Origin of the sequence: Streptococcus mitis, from assembly GCF_047459985.1 — a bacterium.
GTDB lineage: Bacteria > Bacillota > Bacilli > Lactobacillales > Streptococcaceae > Streptococcus > Streptococcus mitis_DZ.
Genome location: NZ_JASHHD010000004.1, coordinates 1 through 15,952, shown reverse-complemented (window position 1 = coordinate 15,952; position 15,952 = coordinate 1). Strand labels below are relative to the sequence as shown.

At 41.8% G+C, this 15,952-nt stretch carries 11 protein-coding genes; 1 reads left to right on the top strand and 10 read right to left on the bottom strand.

The annotated features are described in order from the left end of the window. Positions 1–146: 146 nt before the first annotated feature. From QM959_RS03770 to QM959_RS03725, 10 genes are all read right to left on the bottom strand, one after another. Positions 147–1,007 carry a DUF4299 family protein gene (locus QM959_RS03770; RefSeq protein ID WP_414371531.1) on the bottom strand — a complete coding sequence of 287 codons (861 nt, stop codon included), beginning with the start codon at positions 1,005–1,007 and terminating at the stop codon, positions 147–149. A gap of 121 nt (positions 1,008–1,128) precedes the next feature. Beyond that, positions 1,129–2,115, bottom strand: coding sequence for a rhodanese-related sulfurtransferase (locus tag QM959_RS03765; protein ID WP_020902652.1), 987 nt, complete (start codon positions 2,113–2,115; stop codon positions 1,129–1,131). A 131-nt stretch (positions 2,116–2,246) separates the two neighbouring features. After that, positions 2,247–2,543, bottom strand: a complete 297-nt coding sequence (locus QM959_RS03760; protein ID WP_414371529.1) for a bacteriocin immunity protein — start codon at positions 2,541–2,543, stop codon at positions 2,247–2,249. Between the two features lie 455 nt (positions 2,544–2,998). Further along, positions 2,999–4,480 (bottom strand): ABC transporter substrate-binding protein, encoded by a 1,482-nt coding sequence (locus QM959_RS03755; RefSeq protein WP_414371527.1) that lies wholly within the window; start codon positions 4,478–4,480, stop codon positions 2,999–3,001. 102 nt (positions 4,481–4,582) lie between these two features. Then, positions 4,583–5,506 (bottom strand): carbohydrate ABC transporter permease, encoded by a 924-nt coding sequence (locus QM959_RS03750; protein WP_261061221.1) that lies wholly within the window; start codon positions 5,504–5,506, stop codon positions 4,583–4,585. Positions 5,507–5,519: 13 nt separating this feature from the next. Continuing rightward, positions 5,520–6,449, bottom strand: coding sequence for a sugar ABC transporter permease (locus QM959_RS03745; RefSeq protein WP_261061218.1), 930 nt, complete (start codon positions 6,447–6,449; stop codon positions 5,520–5,522). 206 nt (positions 6,450–6,655) lie between these two features. Next, positions 6,656–8,536: a beta-N-acetylhexosaminidase gene (locus QM959_RS03740; protein WP_414371525.1), complete on the bottom strand. Its 1,881-nt coding sequence runs from the start codon at positions 8,534–8,536 to the stop codon at positions 6,656–6,658. Beyond that, positions 8,530–9,399 carry an ROK family protein gene (locus QM959_RS03735; RefSeq protein ID WP_414371523.1) on the bottom strand — a complete coding sequence of 290 codons (870 nt, stop codon included), beginning with the start codon at positions 9,397–9,399 and terminating at the stop codon, positions 8,530–8,532. Before QM959_RS03735 ends, QM959_RS03740 begins: the two co-directional genes overlap by 7 nt. A gap of 84 nt (positions 9,400–9,483) precedes the next feature. Further along, complete coding sequence (locus tag QM959_RS03730; RefSeq protein WP_414371522.1) at positions 9,484–12,129, bottom strand: alpha-mannosidase; 2,646 nt, start codon at positions 12,127–12,129, stop codon at positions 9,484–9,486. Positions 12,130–12,227: 98 nt separating this feature from the next. Continuing rightward, on the bottom strand, positions 12,228–13,508 hold the full coding sequence (locus tag QM959_RS03725; RefSeq protein WP_414371520.1) for a glycoside hydrolase family 125 protein: 1,281 nt from the start codon (positions 13,506–13,508) through the stop codon (positions 12,228–12,230). Between the two features lie 170 nt (positions 13,509–13,678). Between QM959_RS03725 and QM959_RS03720 the strand changes: the two genes are divergently transcribed. Next, on the top strand, positions 13,679–15,763 hold the full coding sequence (locus tag QM959_RS03720) for a GH92 family glycosyl hydrolase (protein ID WP_414371518.1): 2,085 nt from the start codon (positions 13,679–13,681) through the stop codon (positions 15,761–15,763). Positions 15,764–15,952 lie beyond the last annotated feature (189 nt).

The window sequence follows — 15,952 nt, the reverse complement described above, 5'->3', positions numbered from 1 at the left end:
ATCTCCTGATAATTAGTTACCCAACAATATTATATTTTTTTATATTGTACTAATTTTTAACAAACTAAGCAATTTTTGAAATTTCATATTGCACAACTTAACTACGCTAAACTATCTTTCGAACTCTAAATAGAAGTTGACCTGCTTTACTCTTCTTGTGCTAATATTTTAAAATCTTGTCCTAGGATGGGTTGTACTTCTAATTGATTGGCATCTAGTTGGTGGTAAGATGCTGATGGTAGTGACTCTAGGAATTTTGCATAGTCCAAGCGGGCGATGGCTTCATAGTTTTCTGGTTTAGAGCCATCTCCTGTGATTTGAACCAAGTCAATCTCCCACTTGACTTCCTTACCCACCAATTGCTCCATATAGGCTGCAGGAACAAATGGTTCTATCGACAAAACGGTCTTGACACCTTGAGCTAGATGGTAAACACCGTGCACTTGGCCTTCTCCATCCTGATAGAAGGAAACTCTTGCAAAGTAGGCATCTGTCTCTTGAACCGCACGCACACGCGCTTCAAACTGTGCCAAGCCATCTTCCTCTAAAAATCTTTTCAAGTCCTCATGACTAAAGAAAACAGGATTAAAAATTCCTTGGCAAATCGTAAAACGGGCTGCAGTGTCTGCCAGATAGGCTTGAATACTTGCTTGGAAATAAGATTCAAAGTCAAAACCATCTAGTCCTTCAATCTCAGTTCCTGTATAAGCAAGCAGAGCATCTAAAAATGACTTGATAATCTGCCAGTCTGTCTGCGTTAGCAGATCAGGAAGATCGACACGGTAAGCCTTTTGAGCATCAGCATAACTGACCTTAAAAAGAAATTGTGATTGACCCACTATCGCACACTCGATATACTCAAGGCGGTTAAGAGGCTGATGGAGATAGACCGCATCATAACTATGCGACTCCAAGCCATCTACCAAGGCCAAGATAGACTTGGCAGTCAAAATCTCCTGTTCTCCTAAAATACTCTGTTTATTTGGAATAAAAAATGTTTTCGTCATAACTGAACTCCTTTGAAATCGTTTACATATAGTATACCTTATTTTCCTGAAAGATACAGAAACAAACTTTAGATTTTTGAGTAAAAAGCATAGAAAAACAGCCCCTAAGGACTGTTTGATCTTATACAGTAGCTGCTTGATCCAAGCTTTCACCGATAGCGGCTAGGCGCTCTACAACTTCAGCTTGTGTCAATTCATTTTCTGAAACATAGCGGTTACGTGGGTGAACACGGCACTCGTGTGAGCATCCACGAAGGTACTTGTCTTCATTTTCTTCTGATGTCAAGATACGACGGTTACAGAATGGATTTCCACAGTTGACATAACGTTCACATGGTGTTCCATCAAACCAGTCTTTCCCTACGATGGTTGGGTTGACATGGTTGACATCGACGGCGATACGCTCGTCAAAGACGTACATTTTTCCATCCCAAAGCTCACCTTGAACTTCTGGATCTTTACCGTAAGTTGCGATTCCTCCGTGCAATTGGCCGACATCTTTGTAGCCTTCACGGACCATCCAGCCTGAGAATTTCTCACAGCGAACTCCACCTGTACAGTAAACCACAACACGCTTGTCCATGAATTTTTCTTTGTTATCACGGACCCACTGTGGCAACTCACGGAAGTTGCGGATATCTGGGCGGATAGCCCCACGAAAATGTCCTAGGTCGTACTCATAGTCGTTACGTGTGTCAAGGACAACGGTATCTTCGTCAAGAAGGGCTTCTTTGAACTCTTTTGGAGACAAGTAGGCACCTGTTGTTTCAAGTGGGTTGATGTCATTGTCAAAGTCGTTGTCTTCTAAACCAAGGTGGACAATTTCTTTCTTGTAGCGAACAAACATCTTCTTGAAGGCTTGTTCATTTTCTTCGTCAATCTTGAACCAGAGGTCTTCCATTCCTGGAAGGCTGTGAACGTAGTCCATATATTTTTGAGTTGTTTCATAGTCACCTGAAACTGTTCCATTAATTCCTTCGTCAGCGACTAGGATACGGCCTTTAAGGCCGATTGATTTACAGAAAGCCAAGTGGTCTGCAGCAAATTGTTCTGCATTTTCAATTGGAGTATAGAGGTAGTAAAGTAAGACACGAATATCTTTTGCCATAAGATTTGTTCTCTTTTCTATTCTTAAATTTTCAGAATTTTTCATCTAACTATACTAGTATACCTGCTTGAGAAAACGAATGCAATTTATTTGACTGGAAATTGTAGAAAGTGTCTTATCCCTACATTTCATTAGTAACCATAGCGAATCGCCGATAATTCCCTCAATTTTTTGATCTGCTCGGATTGATTTTCTGACAAAATCAACTTATTATCAATCAACACACGTGAGATGTCAACGTTCATTTGACTCAATATAAACGGAGTCGAAGTTCCATCGTCCTTTAATCGTCTTTTATAAATCACTACCTGATTTTTCAGGAGAGTCAGTTGAGGCGCATCCTTTATATCTTCCAGTAGATAATCAATGATAGCCAGAGCTTCACAACGCCGTTCGCTTCCTCCTGCAAACCATTTTAATAGTGTCATTCTTATTTTCCTCCTGAAATACTTGATAAATTATAATTCTTACTCTCGTGCCAGTATTTTACCACACCCTATGTAAAAAAGTCAGCAGAAATGGTAGGGTCGCTACAATATTATTGATCACATGCACCTCATAGGAAGGATAAATGATGCTTGAGATTTCCTGAATGGTTATACTATTCGAAAATCTCTTCAAACCACGTCAGCTTCGCCTTGTATTATATATGTGACTGACTCCGTCAGTCTTATCTACAACCTCAAAACCGTGTTTTGAGCAGCTTACATCTAGTTTCCTAGTTTGCTTTTTGATTTTCATTGAGTATTGAAGTAAGGGAAATAAGGAAACAGAAATATCTATGTTTTTGTTTCAAAAAATCACTGCCTTCCCCAGATAAACCTGAGGAAAACAGTGATTCAATTTTTAGGAATTAGGAATGAATACACGAAATCAATTGTTCTTATGATTTTTTGTTTTTCAAGAATTCATCGTATTGTTTTTGCATTTCGTTCAATACTTTTTCGTAGGCACCTTCAGATTTCAATTTTTCCATCAATTCTGGAATAGCTTTGTCTGGATCTACAGTACCAGTATTGATAGCTGTATCAAATTGTTGCATTGTGTTAGAGATTGCTGAGATTTCAGATTTCACATTGTCAGTGTTAAAGATGAATCCAAGCGCTGGAGATTCTTTAGCTTCTGCCAATTGTTTCTTAGAATCTGCGATTTGTTGGTCTGTAACGTTTTCGTTGATGTAAAGGATCCAGTTGTTACCAGTATTCCATCCACCCATGTGAGTGTTTCCTTTGTAGCCATCAAGGACACGAACACGGTTTTCTTTACCTTCAATTTTTTCCCAGTTCTTGCCTTCTGGACCGTAAACAAGACCGTTCAAAAGTTCTGCGTTAGTGTTCAAGAGGTTCAACACTTCCATTGATTTTTCTTTGTTCTTAGAGTTGTTAGAGATTACAAAGTTAGCAACTTGTGTTGTTTGGTTTTTCTTGATGAAGTTAGTGATTGGTTTGATTTGGATATCTTTGTTAGCAACACGTGAAAGCAAGCTGTTACCGTAGTCAGCTGGTCCTACTGTTTCTTCACGAACGAACCATGTATCTTGTTGAAGGTCAAATGAAGTATCGCTTGTTGCTACGTCTTTTGGAATGTATCCAGCTTCATAGAATTTGTGTAGTGTCTTCAAGTGTTCTTTGAAACGAGGTACTTCGTAACGGTTTACGATCTTAGTAGTGTCTCCTTCAAGGTCGATAACGAATGGAAGTCCATTTGGAACTGGGTAGTCAAAGTTATCAGATGGGATGAAGTTCTTAGTAACCGCAAATGGCACTACATCTGGAGCTTTTTCTTTGATTTGTTTCAAGACTGGTTCAAGTGTTTCGTATGAAGTGACACCTGAAATATCGATACCGTATTTAGCAAGAAGAGTTCCGTTGAAGGCGAAGTTTTGAGATGATGCAACGTTGGCTGCAACTGGAACTGCGTAAATTTTACCGTTAATGCTGTTACCTTTGATGTAAGCTGGGTCAAGTGCTTTATAAAGTTCTGCCCCTTCTTTCTTGTACAAGTCAGTCAAGTCAGCATAGGCACCTTTTTGAGCATTTACAACATAGTTAGATGCAAAGGCGATATCATAGTTTTCACCAGATGATGTGATAACTGACATTTTCTTATCATAGTCACCCCATCCAAGATATTGGATATCCAATTTAGCACCAACTTTTTCTCCGATGATTTTGTTAGCATTTTCTAGCAATTCATCCAAGTTATCTGGTTTGTCACCAATTTGGTACATTTTGATAACAGTTTTTTCACCTGAAGCTGAGTCAGCAGCTTTCTTGTTACCTGAAAGGTTTCCACAAGCAGCGAGACCAGCAGCCAAAGCGACTACACTAGCAGATGCAAAAGCATATTTTTTCCAGTTTTTCATGACAAAAACTCCTTTTTTTATTTTTAAACTTATAAACAATGTAATGATCTTAACTTCACGCAAGGGAAGTTTGGAAACGAGAAATGTTTTTCTCAATAAGCACTATTCTTTCACACCACCGATAGTCAAACCTTTTACAAAGTAGCGTTGGAAGAATGGATACAAAATCGCGATTGGAAGGGTTGCAACAACAACCATGGCCATACGTCCTGTTTCTTTTGGTAGAGCAACTCCCAGTTGACCAGATAGGCCGACTGCTTTTGCGATGTAGTCCATATTTTGCTGGATTTGCATGAGCAAATATTGCAATGGGTACAAGTTGTCACTCTTAATGTAAAGAAGGGCGTTGAACCAGTCGTTCCAGAAACCAAGAGCTGTCAAGAGCGTGATGGTTGCGATACCTGGTAGTGACAATGGCAAACAGATTTGGAAGAAAATCCGGGCTTCACTAGCACCATCGATACGAGCGGATTCTAGAATGGCTTCTGGAATGGTCTTCTTGAAGAAGGAACGCATCAAGATGATGTTAAATGGTGAGAGAAGCATTGGAACAATCAAGGCCCAAACTGTATCACCAAGTTGAAGTAAACGAGTTACCACGATATAGCCTGGTACCAAACCAGCATTGAACAACATACTAAGAAGGGCAAAGATCGTAAAGAATCTGCGATACTTAAAGGTTGTCCGTGAGATGGCGTAGGCATAGGTTGTTGTGATAAACACGTTTGTGATCGTCCCCACCACTGTTACAAAGACTGAGATGAAGAGAGCTTGGAGGATTTTATCCTTAAACTGTGCCAAAAATTCAAAACCGTCTAATCCAAATTGGGATGGGAAGAAGCTATATCCATTTTGGAGGATACTCTTTTCATCTGTCACCGAAATAATGATAACGAATACGAAGGGTAGGATACAAGAGAGGGCAATCAAACCAGAAATGGTACTGAAGAAGATATCTGCTTTCTTACTGAAGGAGTGAATGCCGACATTATCAATTTTTTCTTTTTTAATTTTCTTTTCTGCCATATTCTCCTCCTTTCTAGAACAAGGCTGAGTTTGGATCAACTCGTCTTGCAAGTAAGTTTGATAGGATAACCAAAATCAAGCCGACAACTGATTGGTAAAGACCTGCCGCTGAAGCCATCCCTATATCTGCTGTCTGAGTCAAGCCATTATATACATATACGTCCAAGACATTGGTTACGTTATAAAGCTGACCAGCATTGTGGGGGATTTGGTAGAAGAGACCGAAGTCTGCACGGAAGATATTTCCGACTGCAAGGATGGTCAATACAGTCACCAATGGTGTCAACTGCGGAATAGTTACATTGCGAATCCGTTGCCATTTGCTGGCTCCGTCCACTGTCGCTGCTTCGTAGTAGGTTGGATCAATTCCCATGATTGTCGCATAGTACATGACACTGCTATATCCAAAACCTTTCCAAATACCTAGGAAAAGTAAGAGATATGGCCAGATACCTAAGTCAGCGTAGAAATTGATTTCCTTCATTCCGATAGACTCTAGGAAATGGTTGAACACCCCTTTATCAATGTTTAGGAAGGCATCTGTAAAGAAACTGATGATAACCCAAGACAAGAAGTAAGGGAACAACATGGAAGTTTGGAAGATTTTAACCATTCTCTTAGAACGGAGTTCACTGAGGATAATCGCAATCCCTACTGATACAATCAAGCCAACAAAGATAAAGCCAAGATTGTAGAGGACGGTATTTCGTGTGATAATAAAGGCGTCTTTTGAACTAAACAAGAATCTGAAGTTATCGAGTCCGACCCATTTACTATTCACGATACTATCTATAAATCCATTACTGGTCATATGGTAGTCTTTAAAGGCAACCACGTTCCCAAATACTGGAATGTAGAAGAATAGAATCAACCAGAGTGCCCCTGGCAAAACCATCAAGAGAAAGATCCAGTTGTCTCTCAAGGTTTTTGAAAACTTATTCATAATTTCCTCCCTTTTTATTTTGATATCCATCTAAAAATTCCTTTTTAGACTTTTGATAACGATTACATTATTAGTATACTCCTATTTGAAGGTTAGGTTAAACTACTAATTATAGAAAAAACTCCACAAATTATTTTATGTGGAGTACTTTTGAAGAAAGGGATGTTTCACGAGAAACACTTTGCATAAGGCAAGGTGTTCTTGTTTTAGGTCGTATAAATCGTCGAAGCTGTCGCAATAGTATGCCATTGGTTGGCTGTCGTAGCTGCAAAGTCCTTGTCAGCGTAAAAGTCAGTAAATGGCAGAATCTCTACTTCTAGTTCGTCGATACGCGAGATAGAACCAGCTAGATAGTCTTCAATACGACTTTCTGCTCGCTTAATCCGTTGCAAGAGTCCACCCATACGGATATCGACCGTATCCAAACCGAAGACCTTGTTTTCTTTTAGCCATTGGTAGCTAAAGAGCTTGTGGAAGTTTTCAATCTCACTTCTTAGTTTTGGCAATTCTTCTCTGGCAATTTGTTTCAAGCTGTCTTTATCATCTGCTTGATAGGCTTGGCGAATGCGTCGTCCCACATCAACCTTGCTGCTTAAAATAGCATTCAACTGAGCCTGAGCTTCGAAAAGATAAGCATAGGCGCCAGCTTTTTCTTTAATGTCAGAAAGAGTCTCAGCTGCTTGGGCAAAGTGAGGCTTGTCCTGTTCAGGTGTCATGTGCTTGTCAAGAATTGGACAAAGCACATCCTGATAAAAGGTATAGCGGTTGGGGTTAATCCCACTAAGATTGCCTGGTAGATCTGGCAAAAGATTGGCGAGGTCAAGTTGCATAAAGTCCTCAACCGATAGACCTGTATTGGTCTTGAAATGAGCAGACAAGCGCTCTAAATCGTTGCGGTAGCTGAGTTCTGCCCAGATTTGCAAGCTCGGTAAGATAGAGAATTGGGCTGTTTCACCACCATTATCTCCCCAACCAGTCACAATGACTTCTTTAATCTGATTGGCACGGCAGGCTTTATTTGCTTCAACAGCGATGAGACGACTGAAATGGTTGTTGGGTGTGAAACCAATCCACTTCCAAGCACCACCTGCAAAGGCGATATCCTGACTAATCTTGTGGTGGTTACGAAAGTTGCGATTGTATTTTTCCTCGCTATCCTGGTAATAATCCCAGTAAACCAAGGTCACATGGTCTTTGAGACGGTCTAAATAAACACGAGTTTCCTCTGGAATTTCCACATCACGGTCGTACTGGCCATCTGCTGACATGAGCTTGAAAAACATATCACTCCACATCTGACAGTGGAAACCATACTTATCTGCGATATCTAGCACACGCTCCAAATGTTGGCACATAAGGAGACTACGATCGACAACGCCATTTAGAATGAGGTAGCGTCCCAAACCAACCAAGTGGGCTTCGTCCATGCCGATATTGACCTTGCGAGTTTGCAGTTTAGACAGAGTCGCAAACATGCCATTAATCAGATCATAGACTTTTTCTTCGCCGATAAGGAGGATGTCCTCTACATCACGAAGTTGCTGGACTTCTTTGACACCCCATTTGACAAAGGCTGACAAGTGGGCCAAGGTCTGAATACAAGGAACAAAAGTCATATCAAACTGCTGGGCATAGGCTTCAATTTCCTGTAACTCTTCAGCTGAATAAGCTCCACGAAAATAGCCAAAATAAGGTTGCCCCTCGATTTGATAAGTATCTTCCATGTAGAGTTCAAAGGTTGAGTAGCCCATGAGAGCCAAGACCTCAATCATCTGCTTAGCAGATGCAACATTTAGAACCGCATTTCGTGAACAATCTGCCATGTAGGCTAACTCTTCATAAGCCGCCTGCTCCTCAATCTCCACCTTATCGCCTTCTGCTAAAGCTGTTGCTAGCACTGACAAGGCGCGGTAGAGTTGGTGAGGTTTGTCATAAGTCAATTGATACTTTCCGCCCTCACCCTTGATAGAGATAGATGCTTGGTCAGACTGAGCAACTGCTACCTCTACATCTGGTAGGGAAATGTGATTTTGAAGCAACTCTAAAGCTTGCTGTTGTTTACTGCTAATTCCGGTAAAAATTACCATTGGTTTTCCTCCTGTAACCAGTTGACAAGGGCACCGTAGAGATTGGCATCTGCGTGATAGGTGCAGGCTTGGATGACTGGTGCAATTGTATACTCTTCATATCTTTCGACAAAAGCATCTACTGCTTTTTGCACACCTTTTATAAAATCTGGGTTCTGACTGATAGAACCACCTAGGCTAATGACATCTGGATCGATCAGATACTGAATATTGAGTAGTCCTTGAGCAAGATTACGATTCATGCGTTCAATAGCTTCTTGGCAAAGGGCATTGCCTGCTGTCGCCTCTTGGTAAACCTTACGGCCATCCCAATCACTCTGACCAGATTTTTCAATAACGTATCGCACCATATTTCCAGTTGACGCTAGTTGCGACCAGTTGTTGAGCTTTTCTGCAGGGGCAAGGGTTGTCATGTAACCAAACTCTCCACCCAAACCATGACGGCCTCGGTGAAGTTTCCCATTGATAATCATAGCCCCACCGATTCCTGTACCAATCACGACACAGGCTGCATTTTCAATCTCAGGATGAGCTAGCAGTTCACTGAGTCCAACACAGTTGGCATCATTTTCTAGATGGACAGGTAGCTGGTGATGAGCAAGGACCTCATACCATGAAAAACCATGGATATAAGGAATAGCACTAATTCCCTCGATCACTCCTGTTTCTTGATTGACCGCTCCTGGAACACTCATAGCAATCCCACGATAGTCCTGTTCTGACAAGCGTTGGTCCAACCAAGCCAATAAATCTTCTAGAGTTTCTGGAGTTGGGGTACTGGTCTTATATAAAATCTTTCCATCAGGAGTTAGACTAGCAAACTTAATGCCAGTTCCTCCGATATCAATCGTTGCAATGGTCATTGCTTTCACCTGCAAAAAGGAGCGAATCAGCAGTTGGTTCTTACTTTCTCGCTCCCCCTTTCTGTTTATGTTTACTTTTTGAAATTAAATTTCTTCTTTTTGAATCAATTCTGTACGAATTTCCTGTGGTGCCAATAGTCCTGAATGGACTGGGTATGGGCGTTCCAGCAAGTCAAGAATAGTTTGTTGTTTTTCAGACACGCGAACATTTTCTTGACTCATATTGTAGTAACGAAGGACGTATCCTTCTTCATTCTCAGCCACCTTAAAGGCTGTCGGGCAGACTTGTGGCAAGCTAAGCGCTGGATGGTTGAAGAGACTACCTGTTGCTGCAACGCTACCTTCTTGTTTTGCAACTTGAAGAGCTGTAAATGGCACCTGGAAGGCTTTTGCACGACGGAAGGCCGAGAAGCGTTCCCCTACTTGGTGACATTCTACTGCAAATTCAACTTCGATATCACGCAAGCACTGAGCTTCCGGTGTTGGGAAATAGCCCCAGTCACCGAGTTCACCTGAAGCACGAAGAAGGGTTACAGCCATAGTATCGTCTCCAAGAATTTCATACTCGTGCAATCCTTTATTGGATACGGTTACTCCTTTGACATCATCATACAAGCTGACAAAGGCTTGTTGGTGTTGTGGATTTTCAGGATTTTCCCAAGAAGCTGCTGGTTTATTTGGTCTTGTCACAACTTCATAGATGCTTTCAGAAGCATTGCTTGGACGAGTATTATGAGTTTTCACCAAGAGACGGATGCGGTGATCCTTGGCTGTGTTGGTAAAGCGAGTCTTGAAGCGAATCTGTGGATTGTCCACAAAGACGGTCATCTCAGTTTCAAGAGAAATAGTTGTCAACTCTTCTGAACGACCTGCGTCACGTTTCATAAACTCAATAATGCCTCTTTGTTCAGCATCCAATTTTTCATCTGCACTGACTGGAATCGTCAAATCATGCTTGAGCAAGATTTTAGCATAGCGAGCATTGTTTTCTAGGACATCGTTTCCTTTCAATTGAGCATAGATTGGCTCAGTTCCTTTTGGTTGGAAGTAAATGTATTCATTTCCAATATCACCGCGGTCTTCGAAGCGGATAAAATCTTCGTAAGCTTCGTTTGTAGTCTTGTCATAGACTGTGATTCCTTGGTCTACACTCACAGTTACAAACGGTGTATCAATAACTCCATTTTGATAAATACCATCTCGGTATTCTACTTGGCCTTCAACCAATTGGAAGCTTGCCCAAGAAAGTGGAGCAAGATGAACTGGGATTGTCACGCGTACTTGACGAGCAATGTAAGGTTGGCGGAACTTGTCCTTTGGTAAAGTATAGCCAAAACTTGCCCCCAAGTCTTCAATCTTCGCTTCAATGACATGGCCATCCAAATCTTCAACATGGTACTCTGGCAAGGTCAAGGCTGCCATCTTCTTGTAGCCTTCAGTCGGATGCAATTCTTTGAAATCACAGGTAACAACATCCACCACAACACTGACGGTATCAACCTTATCATGTAAAGCTGTGTTGACAACGGTGAAGAGGTGTTCGCTTTGCGCATGTTGGGTAGCTAGCTTGCCCTTCCATTCATTAAGAAGATTGCTCTTAACAAAATTTCCTACTTGGTTGACCTTGGCAAAACGAGTTTCCATCTCACGGTGAACTTCGTCCACGCTACAGCCACAGATACTATCATGCGGCGCATTTTGCAAAAGAGTTTTCCAAGCATAGGTCAATTGTTCCTTATGATTATGACCTCCTGTGAGAATGGTCAATGGTTCCACGATCTGCTCGAGCAAGTTACTATTTTCTTGGAAGGCTTGTTTGAGGTAAATACGTGAAGAAGAGGTATTGGCAAGAGTGTACCAACCATCTGTTTCTTGGCTAGTCAACTCCCCTGTAACTGTTGATAGGTGTTCAGGAAGTGCACTTTCCACTGCTTGAACGTATTCATCAAAGGAGCTGTGAATAAAGGTCACGTCTGGGAAGAGTTCGTTTGCCACACGAATAGCTTCACTCAAGTTTCGTTGAACTGGTTGGTGGTCGCAACCGTTCATCATCAACCATTGGTTAGTAGATGCATAGTCACGGACGTCTGCTAATTTTTGCTTCCAGAAAGTCAAAGCCTCGTCTTTATCCACTGGAATTTCGTTTCCGTTACTGTACCAGTTAGCAAAGAGAATACCCAGGACACGGCTACCATCAGCCCCTTGCCAGTACATCTCAGAAAATTGAGAGGTAAACTGTTCATCTTCAAGGACTTGGTTGTCAAATCCAATTGGCTTGACACCGCGACCAAAGGCTGCTACGTGAATCCCTGATTTTTGAAGGATTTGAGGAGCCTGTCCCATATTTCCAAAGGTATCTGGGAAGTAGCCGATTTGAGTTGATTTGCCCCATTTGGCACATTCCGCTTGTCCAATCAAGGTATTGCGGACATTAGCTTCACTGGAAATCAAGTAATCATCCTGCAAGATATAGAATGGACCTATCTTAAGCTTGCCTTCGTCGATATAACGCTGCACCTTGTCACGGTTTTCAGGGCGAATTTCTAAATAATCATCAAGGACGATGGTTTGGCCATCCAAGTGGAAACTCTTGAACTCAGGATCATTTTCAAAGAGATCAAAGAGATTGTCAAATAATTCCACCAACTGCATACGGTGGCTTTCAAAAGGCAAGTACCACTCACGATCCCAGTGACTATGTGAGATAATATGTACGACAACATTTTCCATGAAGTAAAACCTCATTCTAAATTTAAATTTTTATTGTTAATGTTTTAAATGTAAATTTGTGATTCTTTCCTAGAATCAGTTGAGCGAAAGCGTGCTTCTTAGCGGATATCCAGGTAATCCAAGACCAACTCACAGAACATCATGTTGGCCCAAGAGAACCATTCACGAGAGTAGAGCGTTGGGTCGTCTACGTGGAAACTTTCGTGCATAACACCTGTCCCACCATCACAAGCAACCAGCCGATCCAGCAAGAATTTCTTCTCTGCCTTATCAGTCGTTGTCAAGCCTTGGATAGAAAGGGCGATGGGCCAGATATAGCGATAGAAGGTATGAGAACTTCCGAGACCGCTAGCGTATTCTCCTTGGTAGAAGTATGGATTTTCTGGGCTCAGAATGGTACGACGAGTGGCTTGATAAACTTCATCATCGACCGAACAGTAGCCCAGATAAGGTGCAGCCAGCAGACTTGGTACATTTGGATCATCCATGATGCTAGCATTTCCTAGACCATCCACTTCAAAGGCGTAAATCTTTTCGCCCTTGCTGTTGGTGGTGTAGGCGTAGTTTTCAATTCCTTCTTGAATCTCAGCTTGTAGACGTTTGGCATCAGCAATAATGCTCTCGCTATCAGCCAGATTCAATTTTGCAAAGATTTCTTGGACATAACCTAAGACAACCACCGCAAACATATTTGATGGAATCAAGTAGCTATACTGACAACAATCATCACTCGGGCGAAAGGCTGACCAGGTCATGCCTGTCACGGCAAAGTCAGGACCAAAACCATCATTTACCAAAGTGTCTTCCTTACGATCGGTATCTCGAACAAAGCGATAAGGTGAATTCTTGTGGTCTTGTTCTACCGTCCAAAGATGAAGGATCTCCTTAGTCGCTGTGACAAAAGTCTCATCAAACTGGCTAGTCTCGCCAGTTTCTTTCCAAAGGAGATAAGCCAGCTGCAAAGGATAGCAAAGCGAATCCACCTCATACTTGCGTTCCCAAATCCAGCCATTGAGGTCTGTATGGTCTGTCTCGTGGTGGCCTTTCCAGTTCTCCTCAATATTGAAAGAGTTGGCATAGGGATCCTTGAGAATCAAAGTCATCTGGCGTTTAACCAAACCAGCAATGGTCTGGCGCAAACGAGGATCTCTTTTTGCCACATGAAGGTATGGTCTAAGCTGAGCAGTTGAATCACGAAGCCACATAGCTGGGATATCCCCAGTTAGTACAAAAGTTGAGCCGTCTTCTAAAATTTCAACTGTATTGTCTAAAGTGTCTGTATAGCAACGCTCAAAGACATCTACCCATTCAGGATGATCTTTAGCACGCTCTGCCACCTCATCTAGCCACTCTCTGACAATTTCTTTTGAATAAACCATAAACTATTTTGCCTCTTTCAAACAGATTTTCATTTTCAGTATATAGCTTTTAGTCCAGAAAATATATACACAAATGTTAGTCATTATTCTACAAAATTGTTATATTTGAAACTCCTTTTGTAAAGGCTATCTTTTCTGATATAATGTAGAAAACAACTAAAGGATATTCTATGAAAACGATACTTGAAACCATCGATACCCGCTTTGGTACTGCTAGCAAGCATGCCTTTTCACGAGGTAATGCACTACCATACACTGGAGTGCCTTTTGGGATGAATTACTTTGTTCCACAAACGAGTGATCAGGAAGGATCTTGGTTTTTTGATCCCCATCTTCCCATATTTCAGGGTGTTCGACTAACCCACCAGCCTAGCCCTTGGATTGGCGATTATTCTTGGTTGCTACTGACTCCTGTTACAGGAGAAATCAGAGGTGACACTCTCTTCCATCGTCAGTCCTCCTATAATCTTGAGCGCGCTACGTTCAATCCTCATTTTCTAAAAATTTTTTCTGAACGCTACCAGATTGAAACGCAGCTAAGTCCTACTTGCTACGGGGCTTCTATTCAACTAAGACAAACACAGGGAAAAGAACTCTCCCTCTATCTTCACGCAACAGATGAACTGACAGTCGAACAAGTGGATAAGCGAACTCTGGCCCTGAGACAAGCAGGAGAAACCGAAACCAATAAACGTCCCCTCGTCATGTATACTGCTCTCGCATTTTCTGTAGAAATCCTTTCTATTACGCAAGAGGGACAGGACTGGCGAATTGACTTAGACGAATCGGATGCTCAAGTTCAACTAGCAACTTCTTTTATTTCCAAAGAACAGGCCCTCTTTAATCTTCCTAAACAGGATTTTGAAGAAACAAAAGCAGTCGCCAAAGAAAGTTGGGAAGACCTTCTAGGCCGTTTTGAGGTCGTGGAAACTGGTCCAGTTGATCGGACCTTTTTTGACCACTGCCTATACAGACTCTTCCTTTTCCCACAAACCTTCTATGAGGTAAATGAGCAAGGTGAAAACATCCATATAGACCTAGCTTCAGGAACTATCAAACCTGGGCTACTCTTTACCAACAATGGCTTTTGGGATACCTTCCGTACTTCATTCCCACTCTTTGCCTTGATTATTCCGAAACGCTATCGTCAGTTTCTTGAAGGCTTCCTCAATAGCTATCGAGACACTGGGTATCTCCCTAAGTGGCTGGCTCCTGATGAAAGAGGCATGATGCCTGGCACCTTGATTGATGGTCTTATTGTCGATAGTGCTTGTAAAGGCATGGCACCTGATCTTGAGGAGGAATTTCTCAAAGCCATGATTGAAACTGCGACCAAGGCAGATCCAAAAGCTATCAACGGACGACACGGCCTTACTCAATACCAAGAACTGGGCTATTTATCCACAGACCACCACGAAAGTGTCAGCCATACCCTAGACTATGCTTACAGTGATTTTTGTATCTCTACTTGCGCAGCAAAATTAGGTCAAAAAGAGCTGGCACAAACCTATGCCCACTATTCTAAAAACTATCAGAATCTATTTGATCCTGTGACAGGATATATGAGGGCGCGTGATGTAGATGGCAACTTCCGTCCTGACTTTTCTCCTTATAGTTGGGGCCGTGATTACACTGAGTGTTCAGCCATTCAAGCAAGCCTAGGCGTCTTACATGATATTTCTGGACTTGGTCAACTAATGGGTGGAAAAGAAGCCTTTAGCAACTATCTCTTAAAAGTTTGTCAAAGTCTCCCACTCTTTGAAACGACGGGTTATGGATATGAAATTCACGAGATGAGCGAAATGGCAACAGCACCATTTGGTCAACTAGCCATTTCAAACCAACCAAGTTTCCACATCCCTTATCTGTTCCGTTACAGTAATTATCCTCAGTACACCAGTCTCTTAATCAAGACTCTCCGTCAAAAAGCCTTTCGAGCTGGCTGGGATGCTTATCCAGGAGATGAGGATAACGGTAGTTTATCGGCTTGGTATGTCTGGTCTGCCCTTGGACTTTACCCGACCTGCCCAGGAAAAGCTATTTATGACCTTGGAATTCCACTCTTTGACCATCTACGAGTCTATCTGGCTAAAGAAGATAAATGGCTGGATATCCATACTAAACAAAACCACAGCCACTTCAACTTTGTCAAAGAATGCCGACTAGATAATACCTCTATAACTAGCATTCAACATCAAGACCTCTTAAAAGCTGAACAGCTAACCTTCACCCTTAGCTGGTTGCCAAGTCACTAACTAGTAGACAAAAGAACCTTTGCAAAGGTTCTTTTCAGATTGAAGACAAAGTCCTTAGAACCCAAGTTTCTAAGGGCTTTTCTTTTTGTAAAGTCGTATAATAGAGGTAAGAAAAGTTGTGAGGTGTTCCCTATGTTTCACAAAGAAAAACCTGATTATAACCGTAAGCAATATGGTTTCTATACAATA

Bases quoted from the DNA above. Each gene is read 5' to 3' on its own strand.
- QM959_RS03750 (WP_261061221.1), bottom strand. From the start codon at position 5,506: ATGGCAGAAAAGAAAATTAAAAAAGAAAAAATTGATAATGTCGGCATT.
- QM959_RS03745 (WP_261061218.1), bottom strand. From the start codon at position 6,449: ATGAATAAGTTTTCAAAAACCTTGAGAGACAACTGGATCTTTCTCTTG.
- QM959_RS03740 (WP_414371525.1), bottom strand. From the start codon at position 8,536: ATGGTAATTTTTACCGGAATTAGCAGTAAACAACAGCAAGCTTTAGAG.
- QM959_RS03765 (WP_020902652.1), bottom strand. From the start codon at position 2,115: ATGGCAAAAGATATTCGTGTCTTACTTTACTACCTCTATACTCCAATT.
- QM959_RS03730 (WP_414371522.1), bottom strand. From the start codon at position 12,129: ATGGAAAATGTTGTCGTACATATTATCTCACATAGTCACTGGGATCGT.
- QM959_RS03735 (WP_414371523.1), bottom strand. From the start codon at position 9,399: ATGACCATTGCAACGATTGATATCGGAGGAACTGGCATTAAGTTTGCT.
- QM959_RS03725 (WP_414371520.1), bottom strand. From the start codon at position 13,508: ATGGTTTATTCAAAAGAAATTGTCAGAGAGTGGCTAGATGAGGTGGCA.
- QM959_RS03760 (WP_414371529.1), bottom strand. From the start codon at position 2,543: ATGACACTATTAAAATGGTTTGCAGGAGGAAGCGAACGGCGTTGTGAA.
- QM959_RS03720 (WP_414371518.1), top strand. From the start codon at position 13,679: ATGAAAACGATACTTGAAACCATCGATACCCGCTTTGGTACTGCTAGC.
- QM959_RS03755 (WP_414371527.1), bottom strand. From the start codon at position 4,480: ATGAAAAACTGGAAAAAATATGCTTTTGCATCTGCTAGTGTAGTCGCT.
- QM959_RS03770 (WP_414371531.1), bottom strand. From the start codon at position 1,007: ATGACGAAAACATTTTTTATTCCAAATAAACAGAGTATTTTAGGAGAA.